The sequence below is a fragment of the Streptomyces sp. SL06 genome (genome assembly GCF_058244745.1).
The window spans coordinates 206681-226300 of the sequence record NZ_JBSYOT010000002.1 but is presented as its reverse complement, the minus strand read 5'-3'; the positions used below and the strand labels follow the sequence as shown (position 1 = coordinate 226300).

The window sequence follows — 19620 nt, the reverse complement described above, 5'->3', positions numbered from 1 at the left end:
TCCGAGAAATTCGGAAATCAAACCGAAACTTTCGAAGCGCTCCGGTGATTTCCCCCCTTCCGAACGGCTCCGCACACCGATTCAAGGACGGGATGACATGAGCATGACCTTAAGGTGCCTGTCGCGAGCGGCGACCGCGGCTCTCGTGGCCGCGACGGCACTGACGGCCGCCGCGCACTCCGCCCAGGCCGCCGACACGCTCGGATCCGCGGCGGCCGGCCAGGGCCGCTACTTCGGCGCCGCCGTCGCGGCGAACCACCTCGGCGAGAACGACTACGCCGCCACGCTGAACCGCGAGTTCACCTCCGCGACGCCCGAGAACGAGCTGAAGTGGGACGCCACCGAGCCCGCTCGCGGCACCTTCACCTTCGGCCCCGCCGACCAGGTCGTGAACCACGCCCGCGGCCAGGGCATGGACGTACGCGGCCACACCCTGGTCTGGCACTCCCAACTGCCGTCCTGGGTCGGCTCCCTGGACGCGGCCGGGCTGCGCGCCGCGATGAACGACCACATCAACGCCGTGATGGGCCACTACAAGGGCCGCATCCACAGCTGGGACGTCGTCAACGAGGCGTTCCAGGACGGCGGCAGCGGCGCCCGGCGCGGCTCGCCCTTCCAGGACCGGCTGGGCGACGGCTTCATCGAGGAGGCGTTCCGCGCCGCCCGCGCCGCCGACCCGGCCGCCAGGCTCTGCTACAACGACTACAACACCGACGGCGTCAACGCGAAGAGCGACGCCGTCTACGACATGGTCCGGGACTTCACGTCCCGCGGCGTGCCCATCGACTGCGTCGGCTTCCAGTCCCACTTCAACAGCGCCTCCCCGGTCCCCTCCGACTACCGGCAGAACCTCCAGCGCTTCGCCGACCTCGGCGTCGACGTACAGATCACGGAACTCGACATCGAGGGCTCCGGCCCGGCCCAGGCCGACGACTACGCCAGGGTCGTCGCCGCCTGCCTCGCGGTGGACCGCTGCACGGGACTGACCGTCTGGGGCGTCACCGACAAGTACTCGTGGCGCAGCGGCGGCACCCCGCTGCTGTTCGACGGCGCCTACGGCAAGAAGCCCGCCTACGACGCCGTCCTGTCCGCCCTCGGCGGCTCGGGCGGCGGGAACGACGGCGGCGGCGACCCGGGCAACGGCACCGCGAGCTGCACCGCCACCTACACCAGGACCGCGGAGTGGGACGGCGGCTACAACGGCGAGGTCACCATCACCGCGGGCAGCGGGCCGATCCGCTCCTGGACCACGACGGTCGCCCTGACCCCGCCCCAGTCCGTCTCGTCCGTGTGGAACGGCACGCCCGCCTGGGACGGCGACGGCGCCGTGCTGACGGTGCGGCCGACCTGGAACGGCTCCCTGGCGGCCGGCGCCTCGACCGCCTTCGGCTTCACCGTGGCGAAGAACGGCAGCGACGCCGCGCCCTCGGTCGGAGCCTGCACGGCCTCCTGAACCGGCCGGCGCACCGGACCACCGAAGCCTGTGGGGGCGGTGGACCGGTGCGCCGCGCCATGACCGCGCCGTGCGCCCGGCACCGGCCGGGAAGGCGCGGTTTCCGGCCCGCGCGTCCGGTACGTGTCCGAAAGACGGCGCGTCCGGCGGAAGTTGGGGCAAAGGGATCGCGAGACGCGCCCCGGTGCGTATCGTGAGGGGCCGGGACCTTCGCTTTCCCTACTCGGCCCCGGACCGGACGGTGAGGCTCTGTATGACTCCGGCGCACGGACCCGATGCCGCGGACGCCTCCGTCGTGACCACGGTGGTGGAGTTCAGGGGCGGGTCGGCGATGATCCCGGCCTCGCGGGATGTCGTGCACGGCTTCGTCGCGCGGCTCGGCGAACGGGGCGTGGACCTGGCCGACGCCTTCCTGGACGCCGCCCGCCTGGTCGCCAGCGAACTGGTGACGAACGCGCTGCGGCACGCGCCCGGCCCCTGCCGGCTGGAGCTGACCCTGGTGGACGACGGCGTGGAGATCGCCGTGTCGGACACGGGGGAGGGCTTTCCCACCTTCCTGCCCCGTGACCCCACGAGGATCGGCCGGCACGGCCTGGAGATCGTGACGCGGCTGTGCGACGAGGTCATCACCAAGCCGCACGCCACGGGGAAGACGGTGTACGCGCGCCTGCCGCTGAGCTGACCCGCCTTCAGGCGGCCAGCGCCCGCTCCACGCTCGGGTAGCAGGCGATCAGCTCGTCGACGCCCACGAGCCGCAGCACGCGCTCGACGGCGTTGCGCGGCGCGGCGAGCCGGAACCACACGCCTCGGGACTCGGCGGCCCGGTGGGCGGATATGAGCACGTTGATGCCGCTGGAGTCCAGGAAGGCCACCTCGCCGAAGTCGACCACCGTGCCCGGCGCGCTCTGCACCGAGGACAGCAGCACGTCGCGGAGCTGACTGCTCCCGTCGAGATCGACCTCTCCGGCGAGGACGACGACGCTGACGCCGTCGCCCGTGGTGGTACGGGTGATCAGCAGCCGCTCCGGTACTGCCGTTCCCTCGATGTCCGCCACGCCATCCCCACTTCCCGCATATGCCCGGCCGTCGTCGGTGGCTTGATGTTAAGGCTCTTCGGGGTCCCTGTGGGCCACTTGCGCGGACCGGAAACCGACCGGGACCGACCGGGACCGGCTCGACGCGCGCGACGGCGTTCCTCTGACTACGGTCGAAGGTGTGGTAGCTCACACATTCGAGGAACTCGTGCACAAACGTCGCGCGGCCGACCTGGCACATCACCGGGTCGAGGAGCTGCGCGACTCGTACGGGGCTCCCACGCAGCATCAGTGGACCGATCGGCAGTCCGACACGTACGAGACCGCCCTGCGGGCCTGGCGCGACCTGGACCGGGACGCGCGGACCGCGGTGACGGAGTACGTCAAGGAGGGAGGCCAGTCCCGGCACAAGATCGAGGCGAAGGTCCGCAAGGCCGTGCAGTCCGGGGGCCGGAACATCTGACCGGCCCCCTCGGGCCCCGGCCTGCCCGGTCGCCCTCGGCTTCTCGGGCGACCGGGCAGAGCCATTTCGGTCCGTCCGGGGTCATGGCCGGTCGGCCCCGGCCTCGGCGACGAGCCGGCGGGCGGTGGGCAGGGCCGCCGTGCGGTCCTCGGGGACCAGGCCGACGCGGGTGCGCCGGTCGAGCAGGTCGGCCTCGTCCAGGGCGCCCTCGTGGCGCAGCGCCCACAGCAGCTCGGCCCCGGTGACGGGGTGGCCAGGCAGCATGGGCTCGGCGAGCCGGGGGTCGCGGGCGGCGAGGGCCTGGACCTGTGGTGCCTCGGTGCCGTAGCGCAGCACCAGGCGGCGCGGCGCCCGCACCGCGGCCAGCACATGGGGCGCGGCGGCGCCGACCAGGGGCAGCGCGGCGGTGGGGGAGGGGCCTGCGGTCGGACGGCGGGCGGCGACGGCGGCGTCCACCGCGTCCTCGGCCATCCGCCGGTACGTGGTGAGCTTGCCGCCGACCACGGTGACCACGCCCTCGGACGAGGTGAGCACGGCGTGCCGGCGCGAGAGGTCCGCCGTGCGGGGCCCACCGCCCGGCCGGTTTGCCGGGGTGGTGTCCAGCAGCCGGCGCAGGCCGGCGAAGGCGCCCACCACGTCCGCGCGGCGGACGGGCACCTCCAGTACCGAACCGAGCACGTCGAGCAGGAAGCCGATGTCCGTCTCGGGCACCTCCGGCACGTCCGGGACCTCCCCGTCGACGGGCTCGTCGGTCAGCCCGACGTAGACGCGGCCGTCGCCCTGCGGCAGGACCAGGACGAAGCGGCCGGACTCCCCGGGATCGGCACGTGCAGCCCCGCGGGCAGCGGGCCGAGGTGGGCGGAGCGCAGGACCGGATGGGTGCCGCGGGACGGGCGGACCCGGATGTCGCCCACGAGGCCGCCGGCCCGCACACCGGAGGCGTTGATCACCGCTCGGGCGCGGATCTCCCCCTCCTCACCGGTGAGTTCGTCGCGTACGCGGGCGCCCGACCCGGTCAGCTCCAGCGCCCTGACCCGGGTCAGGATCCGGGCGCCGCGGGCGGCGGCGGTCCGGGCGAGCGCGGTCACCAGCCGGGCGTCGTCGGTGAGCCGGCCGTCCCGGGACAGCAGGCCCCCGCGCAGCCCGTCGCAGCGCAGCGCCGGGGCGAGGCGGCGGGTCTCCACGGCGGACAGCCGGCGCGGCGCGGGCAGCGTGCCCCGCGAGGTGCGCGCCGCCAGCCGCAGGGCGCCGCCGCCGTGCTGCGCGAGTGCGGCGGAGCCTTCGCGGGCGAGGAACCGGGGAAGCGCTGGGCCCACGGCCGCTACTCGGCGCCGTACCTGCGCGACTCCCTGCTCGACGCCGGCGCGCTCGCCGAGACCCTGGAGACGGCCACCTACTGGTCCCGGGTCCCCGCGCGGTACGCCGCCGTCCGCGAGGCGCTCACCGGCACCCTCACCGAGGCCGGCACCCCGCCGCTGGTCATGTGCCACATCTCGCACGTCTGCGAGAACGGCGCCTCCCTGTACTTCACCGTCGTCTCGGCCCGGGGCGACGACGCCGTGGCGCACTGGACCCGGGCCAAGCACGCCGCCAACGAGGCGATCCTCGCCGCGGGCGGCACCATCACCCACCACCACGGCGTCGGCACCGACCGCGACTGGTACGTCCGGGAGGTGGGCCCCCTCGGCATCGGCGCCCTGCGCGCGGTCAAGCGGAGCCTGGACCCCGCGGGACTGCTCGGCCCGGCCGTCCTCCTGCCCGCGGACTGACCCCCCGCCGGCCCGCGCCCCCGGCCCCGTGAGACAACAGTCCGGCACCACCCGTCAGCCCGGAGGAACACCGATGCGACAGTTCACCGCCGTCGTCAACCCCACCGCGGGCGGCGCCACCTCGGCCGCCGCTCTGCTCGGGGTGGCCCGGCCGCTGCGGGAGGCGGGGGCCGGGCTGGAGACCGAGTACAGCCGCAGCCTCGCGCACGCCAGGGAGATCGCCCGGCGGGCGGGGGAGCGCGGCCGGGTGGTGCTCGCCGTCGGCGGCGACGGGATGGCCGGCGGGATCGGCGGCGCCCTCAGCGGCACCGATGCCCTGCTCGGCCTCGTCCCGGCCGGCCGCGGCAACGACTTCGCCCGTGCGCTGGAGCTGCCCGCCGAACCGGCCGAGCTGGCCCGGCTCCTGCTGCACGGCGAACCCCGCGCCGTCGACACCGTCGAGGTCACCTCCGCCGTCCACGACCGCACCGTCGTCCTCGGCGGCGTCTACGCCGGAGTCGACGCGCTCGCCAACCGGCACGCCAACAACGCCCGCCTGCTGCGCGGATCGGCCTCCTACTACGCGGGCGCGCTGCGGGCCGTCGCGGGCTGGCGTGCGACGCGCTACCGGGTCACGGTCGACGGGGCGGAGCACGCCTTCACCGGCTACACGGTGGTGGCGGCCAACTCCGGCTACTACGGCTCCAACCGCCTCGTCGCCCCCTCCGCCCGCGTCGCCGACGGACTGCTGGACGTGGTGATGATCCACGAGGCGCCGCGACGGCTGTTCTTCGCCCTCATGAACGAACTCGCGACGGGCGCCCACGTCCACCGGCCCCAGGTCCGCGTCCTGCGCGGCCGGGAGATCCGCATCGAGGCCGACCGGGCCATACCGTACGGCGCGGACGGCGAGGTCGAGGCCGTCGTCCCCGTCACCGCCCGGGTACTGCCCGGCGCGCTGCGCGTCCTGGCCTGAACCCGCCGCTGGAGCCGGACACCGGCCATGGAGTCCGGCCCCCGCGGCGGGCGCGCGGCTCAGGACCGGGGCGTGGTGAAGCGTTCCCACACCCGGTGGGAGCCCATCAGCTCCGCGACCTGCTCCAGGGCGGCCGTACCGGAGTCGGCGACGACCACACCGGGGGCGTCGGCGGGCACGCCCGACGCGTCGAGCGCCGTCTCGCCGCCCGCCCATACACCGATCGCCTTGCCGTGCCGGAACGCCTCCGACACCAGCAGGGTCACCCGCGGGTCGGTCGTCCCCTGCGCGGGCGCCGGCGCGGCCTTGTAGTCGCGCGGCGTGTACGCGTCGCCGCCCATGCCGGGCGTGCCGGCCAGCAGCACGGCGTCGAACTCCACGGAACGCGCCGTGACATAGCTGCGCTGCACCGTCAGCGCCTCGTCGCCCGAGCCGAGGACGCCGCCGGTCGGCGCCACGACCAGGGGCACCATCCCGGCGTTCAGCACCGCCTCCCGCACGGCGGCCACCCCCGCCAGATCGGCCCCGCCGGTCACGATGCCGACGACCCGGCCGTCGAGCGGCCAGACACCCCCCACCTGGGACAGCGCCGGGCTGGGCTCGACATCGGCCAGAGGCACCGTCGGCTGCGGGGCGGGCAGGCCGAGGCCCTCGGCGACACCCGCGCACAGCTCGGGGTCGATGTTGGCCAGGACCTGGAGCGTCCGCTCCCTGATGGCCTGTTCGTAGCACTTGCCCAGCTCGAAGGTGTAGGCGCCGATGATGTGCTCGCGCTCCACCGGGCTCATGCTCAGCCAGAACCGGCGCGGCTGGCTGAAGTGGTCCGCGAACGTCTCCGGGGCCTCGCGGACCTTCGTCGACTCCGGGATCCGCACCGGTGCCTCGACGAAGGCCCCCGCGTCCGCGCCCGCGGTGAACGGACAGCCGCCGTCCAGGGAGTTGGGGCGATACGGCGCCACACCCCGGTGCACGGCCGTCTGGTGCATGCCGTCGCGCAGCATGTCGTTGACCGGCGCGTGGGGGCGGTTGATGGGCGACTGCGGGAAGTTGGGACCGCCCAGCCGCGTGATCTGGGTGTCCAGGTAGGAGAACAGCCGCCCCGCGAGCAGCGGGTCGTCCGTGATGTCGATACCGGGCACGAGGTGGCCGACGTGGAAGGCGATCTGCTCGGTCTCGGCGAAGTAGTTGGACGGGTTGCGGTCGAGGGTCATCAGCCCGACCGGCTGCACCGGCGCGAGTTCCTCGGGCACGAGATTGGTCGGGTCCAGCAGGTCGATGCCCTCGAAGGTCTGCTCCGGGTTGTCGGGGAAGGCCTGGATGCCCAGCTCCCACTGCGGGTACGCGCCCGCCTCGATGGCGTCGGCGAGGTCCCGGCGGTGGAAGTCCGGGTCGATGCCGTTGATGAGCTGCGCCTCGTCCCAGACCAGGGAGTGCACGCCCAGCCGGGGCTTCCAGTGGAACTTCACCAGGGTCGTGACGCCCTCGGCGTTGACCAGCCGGAAGGTGTGGACGCCGAAGCCCTCCATCATCCGGTAGGAGCGCGGGATGCCGCGGTCGCCCATGAAGAACAGGGTGTGGTGGGTCGCCTCGGTGTGCAGCGAGGCGAAGTCCCAGAAGGTGTCGTGTGCGCTCTGCGCCTGCGGGATCTCCCGGTCCGGCTGCGGTTTCACGGAGTGCACGACGTCCGGGAACTTGATGGCGTCCTGGATGAAGAAGACCGGGATGTTGTTGCCGACCAGGTCGAAGACGCCCTCACTGGTGTAGAACTTCGTCGCGAACCCGCGGGTGTCGCGCACGGTGTCCGACGACCCCCGCGAGCCGACCACCGTGGAGAACCGCGTGAACACCGGCGTCTCCACGTCCGCGGCCAGGAACCCGGCCTTGGTCACGGCGGCCGCGGTGCCGTAGCTCTGGAAGACGCCGTGCGCGCCCGCGCCCCTGGCGTGCACCACGCGCTCCGGGATCCGCTCGTGGTCGAAGTGCATCACCTTCTCGCGCAGATGGTGGTCCTGGAGCAGCACGGGCCCGCGCGGTCCGGCCTTCAGCGAGTGGTCGGTGTCGGGGAGCCGGGTGCCCTGGGCGTTCGTCAGATAGCTCCCGGACTGCGCCACCCTGGCCTGGTCGGCACCCGTGGGCTGACCGGTCGGCGACACGGTGTCCGGGCCGCCCTGGTCCGGCTTCGGGGGCAACGGGTCCCGTGGCTCGACGGGTTCGGCGACGGAGGGCGACCCGGAACCGGGCTTGCCGGGGACTCCCTCCGCCGGCACACCGTCGCCCCGCAGGCTCTCGGTGACCTTGTGGGCTACCCGTTTGAGGGGGTTGGCCTCGCTCATCAGCCATTTCTCCGTTCTGGGCGGGCCGCTGCACGCGGCCGGGCGAATTCGAGCACCGACTGCCGTGGCGGGCCGGGACCGCGTACCCGGCGTTCGGGACCGAAGGCAAGGGCGCGAGGTGGCGGAGACGGCCGTCTCAGACGACGGTCTCCCCGTCGCGGGCGCCGCCCTGGCAACGGGCCGTGAAGGCGTCCGTCCCCTCCCCGTCCGCCGAGACGACGATCACGCCGCCGCCCCGGACGCACTCGCTCGCCGTGACATCGCCCGGAAGCCGCGGGGCGCGGTCCGCGGCGGCCCGTGCCGGAGCGGCCCACAGCACCGACCCGGCCAGGGCCGCGATCACGGCCCACGACGACTTGCGCATGGAGGTGGCTCCTTCTCACCGGTGCCGTACCAGCGTCACCGCCCCGCCTGCGGCCCGCCACCGGGGGCGCGCGCACGGGGGAGGGCCCCGACCGGGAGCGCCGGCCGGGACCCTCGGCGGCCCGAGCGCGAGCTGTGGCCGCACCGGAGCGGGAGGGGGCGCCCGTCCCACCGGTGAGCGTGGCCGGGCAGAGGCGCGGCAAGGCGCCGGCCGGGGCGGCCCGGCCCACGGCAGATACGCGGTGCCCCGCGGGGCGCGGACGCTCTCCGGTTCGGGACGCCGGCCGCGCGGCCCGTGCGGCGCCGGGACCGGGGGCTCCTCGGGATCGGTCGCCCGGCCGGTGCGGGTGAGCCGCGGGCCGGCGGGCGCCGCCCGGTCAGGCGAGGGTCAGAGGCCCGCCGCGGTGCCGGCCGGGCGGCGGCAGTGCAGGAAGAGGTGCGGCTCCGGCCGGGCGTCGGGGTGGGCGGGGGTGAACAGCGCCCCGTCCTGCGCCAGCACCTCCAGGCCGGCCTCCTCGACCAGGTCGATCAGGCCCTGTGCGGTGAAGCTGGACACGCGTACCGGCCGGCCCATGAAGGTGGCGTCGACGCCCTCCACGTCCAGCGGCACGGTGGCCAGGACCAGGTACCCCTCCGGCTTCAGCAGCCGCACCAGGCGCCGGACGAGGTCCGTCTGCTCCCGCCGGTCCAGTTGGAGCAGCGAGAAGTACACGCAGACGGCGTCGAAGGAGGCGTCCGCGAGCGGTACGTCGCGGATGTCGGCGCACTGGAAGGAGGCGGCCGGCACCTGCCGCGCCGCCAGCTCCACCATCACCGGGGAGATGTCGATGCCCAGCACCTCGTGCCCGGCGTCCGCGAGGGTCTCGGCGGTGGGCCGGCCGGTGCCGCTGCCCACGTCCAGCACCCGGCTGCCCGGCGCGAGCCGCCCGAGGAGCCACTCCAGCGAGCGCCGGTGCGTCTTCGACCCGGCGAACGCCCTCTCGTACTCGGCGCCCAGTGCGTCGAAAACGGCGGCGGCCTGCGGCCGTTGCTGGTCGTCGGTCACTACGGTCCCTTCGGTACGGTGAGCCGGTGCCACGGGCATCGTTCCACCGGTGGCGATCCCCCGACAAGTGCCCCTTCGGGCGACATGCCGGACGCCCGCGCCCGCTCCCACGGTACGACGGGACACCGGGCGCTCACTCCGGGCGGCGGCGGGCCCCCTCCAGGGCCAGATCCACCAGACCCCGTACGAGTACGTCGTCCAGCGGCGCCCCGCTGAGGAGCACCCGGACGAACAGCGGGCCGCTGACGGCCTCGATCAGCAGCCCGGGGTCGGTGTCCGCGGCCAGCTCGCCGCGCTCGACGCCACGCCGGACCATCACCACGGCGCGGTCGAGGCGCTCGCTCCAGTAGGGCCCGCGGCGGTCCTCCAGGGTGTCGTCGTGCTCCACGCTCAGCCGCAGCAGCGCACCGCCCTGCGCGGTGCCCAGCAGCCGGGCCAGCGCGCAGAAGAAGGCCAGCAGGTCGTCGCGGACCCGCCCGGTGTCCGGGACCGGCAGCGCGGAGTCCAGCTCCGTGGTCAGCGCGTCCAGGATCAGGTTCTCGCGCGTGCCCCAGCGGCGGTAGACGGATGTCTCGTGGACCCCGGCCGCGCGGGCGACGGCCCCGACGGTCGCGCCCGCCAGCCCTTGGCTGGACAGCAGGCCCACCGCGGCGTCGAGCACGGCCCGCCGCATCCGCTCCCCGCGACGGCGCAGCGGCGGGGCGACGGGTTCCGGAGAGGTCATGGGCCCAGCCTAAAGCAAGTCGTCCTGCGTTGGGTGTACGGTTAACGCAAGTCGACCTGCGATGGACCGCCGGGGTCGTCCGGGGTCACCGCCGTACCGAGGAGGTCCTGTCATGGCGCGGATGCTCGCCGCCCGCCTGCACGTCCCGAGCCGCACCCTGCGGCTGGAAGAGGTGCCCCGCCCGCAGCCGGGCCCGGGTGAGGTACTGGTCAAGGTGGCGGCGGCCGGCGTGTGCCTGTCCGACGTGCACCTCATCGACGGCACCCTCACCCCGCTGCACCTGCGGGGCGACACCGTCACGCTCGGCCACGAGGTCTCCGGCACCATCGCCGAGGTCGGCGAGTCGGTCACCGCCTGGACGCCGGGCCGGCGGGTCGTGCTCCACGCGGGCGAGACACGCGACGGCGTCATCTACACCCGCGGCGTCGACTACGACGGAGGCTGGGCCGAGTACGCCCTGTCCGCCGCGGACGCCCTGACCCCGCTGCCCGACGCCATCCCCTTCGAGCAGGGCGCGATCATCCCCGACGCCGTGTCCACCCCGTGGGGCGCGATCACCGAGACCGGCGCCGTACGCGCCGCCGAGGCGGTCGGCGTATGGGGCGTCGGCGGCCTCGGTGTGCACGCCGTGCAACTGCTGCGGGCCGTGGGCGCCTGCCCGGTCGTGGCCGTCGACCCCAACCCCGTCGCCCGCGAACGCGCCCTGGCCGCCGGCGCCGACCTCGCCCTGGACTCCGCCGACCCGGAGCTGCGCCGAACCGTCCGCGCGGTGACCGGCGGAGCGGGGCTCGCCGCCGCGTTCGACTTCGCGGGGGTGCCGGCCGTGCGGGAGCAGGCGATCTCCGTTCTCGGCCCGAAGGGACGGCTGGTCCTGGCGGGCCTGACCGACAAGCCGCTCACCGTCACGGACGGGACCCGCTTCAGCTACCTCCAGCAGCGGATCCTCGGCCACTACGGCTCCGACATGCCGGTGGCCCTGCCCCAGCTCCTTCGGCTGATCGAGGGCGGACGGCTGGACTTCTCCGCTTCCGTCAGCGGAGTGCTGCCACTGGCGGAGGCCGCCGAGGCGGTCGCGCGGCTGGAGCGGAAGGAGGGCGACCCCGTCCGCCTGGTCCTGCGCCCGTGAGGTGAGGGATTCCTGAGAATCTCAAGGCGGTTGAACGCTCCGGCCCCCGGCTCCGTATGGAGGCGGGGGCATTTCATGCCCGTAGTCCGTCACGACGTAGGAGCACGCCTTGGGACACAACAGGCGCAGACGCCCGACCGGGGCGCGGCGCGCGACCTTCGGAGCGGTCGCGTTGATACTGGGAGGCAGCGGCCTGGTGGCCGTGAACGTCTTCGCGTCCGCGACCGAATCCGCGAACACGGCTGTTCCCCTGGGCAGTTCCGGAGTGGCGGCGACCGTCGACTGCCCGGACCTGGCCGAGCGGCTGACGGCGGTCCCGCAGGAGGCGAGGCCCGAGGTCGACACCGAACTCGCCCAGCTCGACGAGCAGATCGCCACCGCCTACGGCCAACTCCAGGAAGCGGCCCGCACCGCCGACGACGGCGAACTCGACGAGGGCGCCATCCTCGACCCGCTGAAGAAGGAGCGGGCCGGGACGATCGAGCGCATCGGTGCCGCCATCGACCTGGCCGGGGACCGCCCCGAGGGCCTGGACACCCTGGCGGAGTGCACGCTGCGCCGCACCGAGGCCGCGAAGACCGACGCGGGGGGCGACAACCCGGACCAGCAGGACCAGCAGGGCGACGGCGAGGGCGACGCGTCCGGAGACGACCAGAACGGTGACGGGCAGCAGCCCGGCAACGGCGGACAGGCGGGCAACGGCCCCGTGGCGGCGGACTACGTCGACATCAACTCCGTCCAGCCCAACGTCGTCAAGGCACCCCGGCAGAAGAAGGCATCCAACGGCACCTTCGCCACCAGCTGCGGTGTCAACGCCGAGGGCCTGTACAACTCGGACAACCTGATCGCCGCCCCCGGCGTCGGCAACGGCGCCCACCACTTCCACGACTACGTCGGCAACCAGGGCAACGACGCCTTCGCCAGCGACGAGGACCTGGCCGCCGCCGGCACGAGCTGCGCGGACCAGGGCGACAAGTCCTCGTACTACTGGCCCGTGCTCCGGCTGCAGAACGGCACCGTCGAGCAGGACGCCGAGTCACCCGGCGGCGGCATCGAGGGCAACGCCGGCAAGATCGTCACGGCCTCCGAGGTGACGCTGACCTTCGAGGGCAACGAGCGTGCCAAGGTGGTGGAGATGCCGCGACTGCTGCGCATCATCACCGGCGACGCGAAGGCGTTCGTCAACGGCGACGCCAACGCGAACGCCTCCTGGAGCTGCACCGGCTTCGAGGACCGGCAGTTGAAGGACAAGTACCCGCTGTGCCCGTCCGGCAGTGACGTGGTGCGCACCTTCACCTTCCAGAGCTGCTGGGACGGCCGCAACATCGACAGCGCCAACCACCGCACCCACGTGGCCTTCGCCGCCGCCGACGGTGCCTGCCCCGACGGCTTCCGGCCCATTCCGCGGCTGGTCCAGCGCATCGTGTACGACGTCGACGCGCCCAGCCTCCAGGACGGCGGCAGGACCGTGCCGCTGTTCGCCGTGGACTCCTTCCCCGAGCAGTTGCACAAGCCGGTCACGGACCACAGCGACTTCATCAACGTCTTCGAAGAGGACCTGATGCGGGAGGTGGCCGACTGCATCAACTCCGGGCGCGCGTGCGGCCCGGACACGCCCCCGGGTGCCGATCCCGGCGAGGGCGACAACGCGCCGGAGCAGCCGGCCGCCGGGACGCCGGACGACGGCAGGGGCGTGGACCAGAAGGACGGCAACGACGGCGGCAAGAACGACGGAAAGGCCCCCGCGCAGGACAACGGCAAGGACGAGGGCAAGGGCAACGGCGACGCCGGCGGCAAGGACGCCGGCGAGAAGTCCGCGCCCCCGGCCGCGGGACAGGAGGCCGACGCCTCCGCGAGCGCCGCGCCCAGGGCCGCCACGACCCCCGCCGACGCCCCGGACGACCTGAGCAGCGCCGTGTCCGCGCCCCGGGCGACACAGGGCACGGGCGACGGCGCCGCCGGTTCGGCGTCCGAGCCGCAGGCGCAGGGCGGGCTCGCCGAGACGGGATCCAGCCTCGGCATGTGGCCCGCGGTGGTCGGCGGCGTCCTCTTCGCCGGCGGCTGTGTGCTGCTGGTCCGCTCCAGGCGGCGTGCGCTGTGACACCGGCATGAGGCCGCGATGACGCCGGTGTGAGGTCTCGTCACAGGCGGGCGGGCGGGGACGACCCCGCCCGCCCGTCGCGTTTCGTCGGCGCGATTCGCGTATTGCCAATCCGCCCACCCGGGCGCAGCCTGGTCTCCGAGACGGCTTGGGAGCGCTCCCATGGGTGCTCCCAGCCTTTGGCGCCCCCACTGCCCACGAGAGAGACCCCCACGAGAGAAGGACACCATGACGTGTCATGGGCGCCTCAAATCTGCGCCCTCAAGGGTCCGCCGTGCGACGACCCTCGGCCTCGGCACCTTGACCGCGGTCCTGCTCGCCCTGGTCCCCTGGAGCGGCACCGCCGTCGCCCACGGCTCGGTCGTCGACCCCGCCTCCCGCAACTACGGCTGCTGGGAGCGCCGGGGCGACGACTTCCAGAACCCCGCCATGGCGGACGAGGACCCCATGTGCCGGCAGGCGTGGCAGGACAACCCCAACGCCATGTGGAACTGGAACGGCCTGTACCGCGACGGCTCCGCCGGCGACTTCCGGGCCGTCGTCCCCGACGGCCAACTGTGCAGCGGCGGCCGGACCGAGAGCGGGCGCCACAACTCCCTGGACGCCGTGGGCGCGTGGCGCACCACGGACATCACCGACGACTTCACCGTCAAGCTGTACGACCAGGCCAGTCACGGCGCCGACTACTTCCTGGTCTACGTCACCCGGCAGGGCTTCGACCCCGCCGCGCAACCCCTGACCTGGGGCGACCTTCAGCAGGTCGCGCGCACGGGCAGCTACGGGCCCAGTCAGAACTACGAGATCCCGGTGAGCACGTCGGGCCTGAGCGGCCGACACGTCGTCTACACCATCTGGCAGGCCTCGCACATGGACCAGACGTACTTCCTCTGCAGCGACGTTGACTTCGGCTGAGCCGCGCCCGTCCCGTCGCCCGCGCCGCCCCGTCCCCCACCGCCCCGCCGGGCACACCGTGTCCGGCGGGACATGACGGATGCGGGTCAGACGTTGACGCCGAAGTCCGCGGCGATGCCCGCGAGGCCCGAGGCGTACCCCTGCCCGACCGCCCGGAACTTCCACTCGGCTCCGTGCCGGTACAGCTCGCCGAAGACCATCGCGGTCTCGGTCGAGGCGTCCTCGGACAGGTCGTAGCGGGCGATCTCCTGGTCGTTGGCCTGGTTGACGACCCGGATGAAGGCGTTGCGGACCTGGCCGAAGCTCTGGCCGCGGTTCTCCGCGTCATGGATGGAGACCGGGAAGACGATCTTGTCGATCTCGGCGGGAACGGAGGCGAGGTTCACCTTGACCGCCTCGTCGTCGCCCTCGCCCTCACCGGTGAGGTTGTCACCGGTGTGCTCGACCGAGCCGTCCGGGCTCGTGAGGTTGTTGTAGAAGACGAAGTGCCGGTCCGAGGGCACTTTGCCGGAGGCGTCCAGGAGCAGCGCGGAGGCGTCGAGGTCGTAGTCGGTGCCGGTCGTGGTCCGCACGTCCCAGCCCAGACCGATCAGTACGGCGGTCAGGCCGGGCGCCTCCTTGCTGAGCGAGACGTTGCCGCCCTTGGCCAGGGAAATTCCCACGGGGTTCTCCTTCGTCGTGTCCGCTGATCACATCTGCTGATCACGTCCGTCTTGCCTTCCCGCCAATCTACAACACTGTAGAAGAATGGCTTCTATACGATGTCGCCCCGGAAGGGGCTCAGTGGCACAGGGAGGCGGGCCGTGACGGATCACCGGCGTCCGCGGCGGGGGCAGGGCGAACTGGAGGCGCTGGTGCTGTCGGCGCTGCGCGAGGCGGACGGCCCCGCGACGGCCGGCCGGGTGCAGGAACACCTGGGCGGCGACCTCGCCTACACCACGGTGATCACGATCCTGACCCGGCTGCTGGAGAAGGGCGTGGTCAGCCGTGAGCGCGCGGGCCGGTCCTTCGCCTGGTCGCCCGCCTCCGACCAGGCCGGCCTCGCCGCTCGCAAGATGCGCAAGGTCCTGGACGCCGAGAGCGACCGGGAAGCCGTGCTCGCCAGCTTCGTCACCGGCCTGGACCCGGACGACGAGCGGCTGTTGCGCGCGCTGCTGGGGCACACGTGCGACGCGGGTCACGGCTGACACCGCATGGGGGTCTTCGTCTTCCTGCCGCTGGTCCTGCCGTTGACGGCGTGGCCGATCGCCCGGCTGGCCGAGCAGCACCTGCACCCGCGGACCGCGACCCGGCTGCTCACCGTCGTGGCCGCCGTGATGGCCCTGTGCAGCACACTGTGCCTGGCCCTGGTGATGGTGGTCGGCACCGCCCAACTGCCGGGCAACCCGCTGCCCGACGGCTGGTCGGACCCCGAGGTGCGGGCGGCGGTGCCGTACGACGAGATCGTCGGCAAGGCGGCGATTCCCGCGCTGTGCGCGGTGGTCGTGGCCCTGGCGCGGACCCTGTGGCGGCACGGCAGGGTACGGCGCGGCGCCCACCGCGCCCTGGCCGGACTGCCGGGCACCGGGGTGGCCGTACTGCCGGACGACGTGCCCTATGCGTACGCGCTGCCCGGGGGAGAGCGGGACCGCGTGGTGGTGAGCACGGCCCTGCTCGACTGCCTCGAACCGGCCGAACGGCGCGCGCTGTTCGCCCACGAGCGCGCCCACCTGGCCGCCCGGCACCACCGCTTCCTGCTCACGGTCCGGCTCGCGGCGCTGGCCAACCCGTTCCTGCGGCCCCTGCGGACCGCCGTGTCCTACACGGCGGAGCGGTGGGCGGACGAGGCCGCGGCCCGGGTGGTCGGCGACCGACGGGCGGTGGCGACCGCCATCGGCAAGGCGGCCCTCGTCTCCCGGGGCACCCCGATCGCCACCCTGGCCGGCTTCGCGGCGCCCGGCCCGGTGCCGCGCCGGGTGGCGGCCCTGCTGGGTCCCGCGCCCACGGTGCGCACCTGGCCGCCGGTGTTCACCTCGGTGGGCCTGGCCGCGTGGGCGGCGGCCGCCGGAACCGCCGTGTCGGCGATGTCGTCCGCGAACGCCGCCGTCACCATGTTCCTCATCCTGAGAGCCGCGACGCCGCTCTGAGCGCCCTTCGCCCCCCTCCGGATCCGCAGGCCCACGGGGCCGGCGGTGCGGCCCCCTGTGGTAGCTTGCGGAAGCCAGTCGAACCCACCTGGTGGGTCAGGGAATCCGGTGCGAATCCGGAACTGACGCGCAGCGGTGAGGAGGACGGGCGGGACACGGGCCACTGGGCGGCAGGAGCCGTCCGGGAAGGCGTCCCGCCCGGTCGATTCCGAGTCCGAAGACCTGCTGGCACCCGCACCGTGCACGACGCGGGCCACACCGTACGAACGGGCTTCGCGCACGAGCCCTCGACGCCAGAGGACCTTCCTTGCCCGCAGCACGCCCCGCCGGCCTCCGCCGCGTCCCCCGCTCCCGCCGTACCCTCCGCGGCCCCGTCCTGCTGCTGACCGGCGCCCTGCTGGCGTCCGGCTGCGGTTCCGGGCCGGCCACCACCGACTCCGCCGCGCCGGCCGAGTCGGCCGGCTACCCGCGCACCCTCGGTGACTGCGGCCACCGGGTCGAGATCACCGCGGCCCCCCGGCGGGCGGTCTCCCTCAACCAGGGCACCACGGAGATCCTGCTCTCGCTCGGCCTGGCCGACCGCATGGCGGGCACCGCCACCTGGACCGACCCGGTCATGAAGGGACTGGAGAAGGCGAACGCCACCGTCCCCCGGCTCGCCGACGACACACCCTCCTTCGAGAAGGTCCTGGACGCCGAACCCGACTTCGTGGCCGCCTCCTTCACCTCCACCCTCGGCACCGGCGGCGTGGCCACCCGGGAGCAGTTCGACGAACTCGGCGTGCCCTCCTACCTGTCCCCGTCCGACTGCGTCGGCAAGGACAACAGCGGTGACGGCGACGGCACCCGCACCGAGCCCCTGACCATGGCGACCGTGTACCGCGAAGTACGCGACCTGGCCCGGGTGTTCGGCGTCGAGCAGCGCGGCGAGAAACTCATCGCCGACCTCAAGGCCAGGGTCGACCGGGCGACAGCGGACATCGACGCCTCCGGCACCACCCTCATGTACTGGTTCGCCAACTCCACCTCGCCCTACATGGCGGGCTGCTGCGGCGCCCCCGGCATCATCACGCACGCGGTCGGCGCCAAGAACGCCATGGACGACAGCCACGACGAATGGCCGCAGATCGGCTGGGAGACCGTCGCCGACCGCGACCCCGACGTCCTGGTCATCGGCGACCTCACCCGCAGGTCCCAGACGGCCGAGACGGCCGCGAAGAAGATCGAGTTCCTGGAGTCCGACCCGGTCACCAGGAACATGACCGCCGTCCGCGAGAAGAGGTACGTACTGCTCAGCGGGCAGGCCATGAACCCCACCATCCGCACCGTCGAGGGCGTGGAGAAGGTGGCGGCGGCGCTGCGCGCCCACGGACTCACCAAGTGACGTCCACGAGCACGGCGCCCGTCGGCATACGCGTGAGCGGCCGCCGCCTCCCGGTGTGGGTGGCGGCCGGAATCGTCGCCCTGTGCGCCTCCGTGGCCGTCGCCGTCACCATCGGCCCCGCGGACATCGGCGTCGGCGAGGTGTGGTCCGTGGTCGCCGCCCACCTCGGCGGGCGCACCGGCGCCGCGGAGGTCTCGCCGATCCGCGACGGCATCGTATGGAACCTGCGGCTGCCCCGCACCCTCCTCGCGGCGGTGTGCGGCGCCGGACTCGCCGTGTGCGGGGCCGTACTCCAGTCCCTGCTGCGCAATCCGCTCGCCGACCCCTTCGTACTGGGCGTCTCCTCCGGCGCCTCCACCGGCGCCGTCCTGGTCGTCGTACTCGGCGTGGGTGGCGGCGCGCTGTCCGTCTCGGGCGGGGCGTTCGCCGGTGCGGTGTGCTCCTTCGCGCTGGTGATGCTGCTCAGCCACAGCCTCGGCGGCACCCCGGACCGGGTGGTGCTCGCGGGCGTGGCGGCGATGCAGTTGTTCTCCGCGCTCACCTCGTTCGTGGTGATGACCGCGGCCGACGCCGAGACCACCCGCGGCGTGCTGTTCTGGCTGCTCGGCTCGCTCGGCGGGGCGGGCTGGACGGACGTGTGGACCGGCACCGCGGCCCTGGTGCTGGTCCTGGCCGTGTGCCTCGGCCACGCCGGGACGCTGGACGCCTTCGCCTTCGGCCAGGACGCGGCGGCCTCGCTCGGCGTCCATGTGGCCCGTACCCGGCTGGTACTGCTGTGCGCCACCGCCCTGCTCACCGCCGCGCTGGTCGCCTCGGCCGGCGCCATCGGCTTCGTCGGACTGGTGCTGCCGCACGCCGTACGGGCGCTGACCGGCCCCGGGCACGCCCGACTGCTGCCGGTCTGCGCCCTCGCCGGGGCGGTGTTCCTGGTGTGGGTCGACACCGTGGCCCGTACCGTCCTCCAGCCCCAGGAGGTCCCGGTGGGCGTGCTGACCGCGCTGATCGGCGTGCCGGCCTTCGTCCTCGTGCTGTACCGCACCCGGAGGGCACGGTGACCCTGAGCGCCGAGCGGGTCTCCCGCGCCGCCGGCGGGCGGCTCATCCTGGACGGGGTGGGACTGAGCCCCCGGCCCGGCGCCATGACGGGGCTGCTCGGCCCCAACGGCTCGGGCAAGTCCACCCTGCTGCGCCTGCTCGCCGGCCTCCTCGCCCCGGACGCCGGCGTCGTCACCCTCGACGGCCGCCCCCTGGCCGAGACGGGCCGCCGGGACATCGCCCGGCGCCTGGCCGTCGTCGAGCAACAGGCGGACACACAGGTCGAACTGAGCGTCGTGGACGTCGTCCGGCTCGGCCGGATCCCGCACCGCCGCGCCTGGAGCCCGGCGTCGGCGGCCGACGAGGAGGCGGTCGCGGACGCCCTGGAACGCACCGGCCTGACCGCGCAGGCGGACCGGCTCTGGCACACGCTCTCCGGGGGCGAACGCCAGCGCGTCCAGATCGCCCGCGCCCTCGCCCAGCGGCCGCGTGAACTCCTGCTGGACGAACCGACCAACCACCTCGACATCCAGCACCAACTGGACGTGCTCGCCCTCGTCGCCGCCCTGCCCGTCACCAGCGTCGTGGCCCTGCACGACCTCAACCTCGCGGCGATGTACTGCGACCACCTCGTCGTACTCTCCGAGGGAAGGGTCGTCGCCACCGGAACCCCGCCCGAGGTACTGACCGCCGACCTGGTCGCCGAGGTCTACCACGTCCGTGCCGAGATCACCCCCACCGGCCCGGCCGCCCGCCCGCACGTCCGCTTCCTCGGCACGCTCAGGGGGTGACCCGGCG

Annotated in this window: 18 protein-coding genes, 2 pseudogenes and 1 riboswitch; of the genes and pseudogenes, 13 read left to right on the top strand and 7 right to left on the bottom strand. The window is 73.8% G+C overall.

Annotated elements, in window-relative coordinates; all coding sequences use genetic code 11:
- The first annotated feature begins 97 nt into the window (after positions 1-97).
- Positions 98-1453 (top strand): glycoside hydrolase family 10 protein, encoded by a 1356-nt coding sequence (locus AC4IHM_RS01375; protein ID WP_490865238.1) that lies wholly within the window; start codon positions 98-100, stop codon positions 1451-1453.
- Positions 1454-1706: 253 nt separating this feature from the next.
- The gene (locus AC4IHM_RS01370) at positions 1707-2135 is read left to right on the top strand and encodes an ATP-binding protein (protein WP_490865237.1); all 429 of its coding nucleotides are present in this window, start codon (positions 1707-1709) and stop codon (positions 2133-2135) included.
- 7 nt (positions 2136-2142) lie between these two features.
- Here the strand turns inward: AC4IHM_RS01370 and AC4IHM_RS01365 are convergent, their stop codons facing one another.
- Positions 2143-2508: an STAS domain-containing protein gene (locus tag AC4IHM_RS01365; protein WP_490865236.1), complete on the bottom strand. Its 366-nt coding sequence runs from the start codon at positions 2506-2508 to the stop codon at positions 2143-2145.
- A gap of 187 nt (positions 2509-2695) precedes the next feature.
- On the opposite strand from AC4IHM_RS01365, the gene AC4IHM_RS01360 reads away from it, so the two are divergent.
- Entirely contained in the window at positions 2696-2950 is a 255-nt protein-coding gene (locus tag AC4IHM_RS01360) for a hypothetical protein (RefSeq protein ID WP_490870732.1), read from the top strand.
- Between the two features lie 81 nt (positions 2951-3031).
- Here the strand turns inward: AC4IHM_RS01360 and AC4IHM_RS01355 are convergent.
- A pseudogene (locus AC4IHM_RS01355) lies at positions 3032-4230 on the bottom strand (glycerol-3-phosphate dehydrogenase/oxidase); the annotation flags it as partial.
- Between AC4IHM_RS01355 and AC4IHM_RS01350 the strand changes: the two are divergent.
- Together AC4IHM_RS01350 and AC4IHM_RS01345 are read left to right on the top strand one after the other, a co-directional pair.
- Positions 4198-4719 (top strand): annotated as a pseudogene (locus tag AC4IHM_RS01350) (FAD-linked oxidase C-terminal domain-containing protein); the annotation flags it as partial. The pseudogenes AC4IHM_RS01355 and AC4IHM_RS01350 sit on opposite strands and share 33 nt — an antisense overlap.
- 73 nt (positions 4720-4792) lie before the next feature.
- Entirely contained in the window at positions 4793-5674 is an 882-nt protein-coding gene (locus AC4IHM_RS01345; protein WP_490865235.1) for a YegS/Rv2252/BmrU family lipid kinase, read from the top strand.
- A gap of 59 nt (positions 5675-5733) precedes the next feature.
- Here the strand turns inward: AC4IHM_RS01345 and AC4IHM_RS01340 are convergent, their stop codons facing one another.
- From AC4IHM_RS01340 to AC4IHM_RS01325, 4 genes are all read right to left on the bottom strand, one after another.
- The gene (locus tag AC4IHM_RS01340) at positions 5734-8007 is read right to left on the bottom strand and encodes a catalase (protein WP_490865234.1); all 2274 of its coding nucleotides are present in this window, start codon (positions 8005-8007) and stop codon (positions 5734-5736) included.
- A gap of 136 nt (positions 8008-8143) precedes the next feature.
- Positions 8144-8371: a hypothetical protein gene (locus AC4IHM_RS01335; protein WP_490865233.1), complete on the bottom strand. Its 228-nt coding sequence runs from the start codon at positions 8369-8371 to the stop codon at positions 8144-8146.
- 387 nt (positions 8372-8758) lie between these two features.
- Positions 8759-9415 (bottom strand): class I SAM-dependent methyltransferase, encoded by a 657-nt coding sequence (locus AC4IHM_RS01330; protein WP_490865232.1) that lies wholly within the window; start codon positions 9413-9415, stop codon positions 8759-8761.
- Between the two features lie 133 nt (positions 9416-9548).
- Complete coding sequence (locus AC4IHM_RS01325) at positions 9549-10139, bottom strand: TetR/AcrR family transcriptional regulator (protein ID WP_490865231.1); 591 nt, start codon at positions 10137-10139, stop codon at positions 9549-9551.
- Positions 10140-10251: 112 nt separating this feature from the next.
- On the opposite strand from AC4IHM_RS01325, the gene AC4IHM_RS01320 reads away from it, so the two are divergent.
- The 3 genes from AC4IHM_RS01320 to AC4IHM_RS01310 all read left to right on the top strand — a co-directional run bounded on the left by AC4IHM_RS01320 (position 10252) and on the right by AC4IHM_RS01310 (position 14278).
- Positions 10252-11265: a zinc-binding dehydrogenase gene (locus AC4IHM_RS01320; RefSeq protein WP_490865230.1), complete on the top strand. Its 1014-nt coding sequence runs from the start codon at positions 10252-10254 to the stop codon at positions 11263-11265.
- 109 nt (positions 11266-11374) lie between these two features.
- Entirely contained in the window at positions 11375-13366 is a 1992-nt protein-coding gene (locus tag AC4IHM_RS01315) for a DUF1996 domain-containing protein (RefSeq protein ID WP_490865229.1), read from the top strand.
- A 228-nt stretch (positions 13367-13594) separates the two neighbouring features.
- The gene (locus AC4IHM_RS01310; RefSeq protein ID WP_490865228.1) at positions 13595-14278 is read left to right on the top strand and encodes a lytic polysaccharide monooxygenase auxiliary activity family 9 protein; all 684 of its coding nucleotides are present in this window, start codon (positions 13595-13597) and stop codon (positions 14276-14278) included.
- An 86-nt stretch (positions 14279-14364) separates the two neighbouring features.
- On the opposite strand, the gene AC4IHM_RS01305 is transcribed toward AC4IHM_RS01310, so the two are convergent.
- Positions 14365-14940: a TerD family protein gene (locus tag AC4IHM_RS01305; RefSeq protein WP_490865227.1), complete on the bottom strand. Its 576-nt coding sequence runs from the start codon at positions 14938-14940 to the stop codon at positions 14365-14367.
- A gap of 99 nt (positions 14941-15039) precedes the next feature.
- On the opposite strand from AC4IHM_RS01305, the gene AC4IHM_RS01300 reads away from it, so the two are divergent.
- From AC4IHM_RS01300 to AC4IHM_RS01280, 5 genes are all read left to right on the top strand, one after another.
- A complete protein-coding gene (locus AC4IHM_RS01300; protein ID WP_490865226.1) occupies positions 15040-15465 on the top strand; it encodes a BlaI/MecI/CopY family transcriptional regulator in 426 nt (141 codons plus the stop codon).
- A gap of 6 nt (positions 15466-15471) precedes the next feature.
- Entirely contained in the window at positions 15472-16404 is a 933-nt protein-coding gene (locus AC4IHM_RS01295) for a M56 family metallopeptidase (protein ID WP_490865225.1), read from the top strand.
- A gap of 58 nt (positions 16405-16462) precedes the next feature.
- A riboswitch (cobalamin riboswitch) is annotated at positions 16463-16648 on the top strand.
- Between the two features lie 63 nt (positions 16649-16711).
- Positions 16712-17788, top strand: a complete 1077-nt coding sequence (locus AC4IHM_RS01290; protein WP_490865224.1) for an ABC transporter substrate-binding protein — start codon at positions 16712-16714, stop codon at positions 17786-17788.
- A complete protein-coding gene (locus AC4IHM_RS01285; RefSeq protein WP_490865223.1) occupies positions 17785-18843 on the top strand; it encodes a FecCD family ABC transporter permease in 1059 nt (352 codons plus the stop codon). The genes AC4IHM_RS01290 and AC4IHM_RS01285 overlap by 4 nt, the downstream gene beginning before the upstream one ends.
- On the top strand, positions 18840-19613 hold the full coding sequence (locus AC4IHM_RS01280; protein WP_490865222.1) for an ABC transporter ATP-binding protein: 774 nt from the start codon (positions 18840-18842) through the stop codon (positions 19611-19613). Before AC4IHM_RS01285 ends, AC4IHM_RS01280 begins: the two co-directional genes overlap by 4 nt.
- Positions 19614-19620 lie beyond the last annotated feature (7 nt).

Bases quoted from the DNA above. Each gene is read 5' to 3' on its own strand.
- AC4IHM_RS01320 (WP_490865230.1), top strand. From the start codon at position 10,252: ATGGCGCGGATGCTCGCCGCCCGCCTGCACGTCCCGAGCCGCACCCTG.
- AC4IHM_RS01325 (WP_490865231.1), bottom strand. From the start codon at position 10,139: ATGACCTCTCCGGAACCCGTCGCCCCGCCGCTGCGCCGTCGCGGGGAG.
- AC4IHM_RS01375 (WP_490865238.1), top strand. From the start codon at position 98: ATGAGCATGACCTTAAGGTGCCTGTCGCGAGCGGCGACCGCGGCTCTC.
- AC4IHM_RS01295 (WP_490865225.1), top strand. From the start codon at position 15,472: ATGGGGGTCTTCGTCTTCCTGCCGCTGGTCCTGCCGTTGACGGCGTGG.
- AC4IHM_RS01340 (WP_490865234.1), bottom strand. From the start codon at position 8,007: ATGAGCGAGGCCAACCCCCTCAAACGGGTAGCCCACAAGGTCACCGAG.
- AC4IHM_RS01300 (WP_490865226.1), top strand. From the start codon at position 15,040: ATGTCGCCCCGGAAGGGGCTCAGTGGCACAGGGAGGCGGGCCGTGACG.
- AC4IHM_RS01345 (WP_490865235.1), top strand. From the start codon at position 4,793: ATGCGACAGTTCACCGCCGTCGTCAACCCCACCGCGGGCGGCGCCACC.
- AC4IHM_RS01335 (WP_490865233.1), bottom strand. From the start codon at position 8,371: ATGCGCAAGTCGTCGTGGGCCGTGATCGCGGCCCTGGCCGGGTCGGTG.
- AC4IHM_RS01370 (WP_490865237.1), top strand. From the start codon at position 1,707: ATGACTCCGGCGCACGGACCCGATGCCGCGGACGCCTCCGTCGTGACC.
- AC4IHM_RS01310 (WP_490865228.1), top strand. From the start codon at position 13,595: ATGACGTGTCATGGGCGCCTCAAATCTGCGCCCTCAAGGGTCCGCCGT.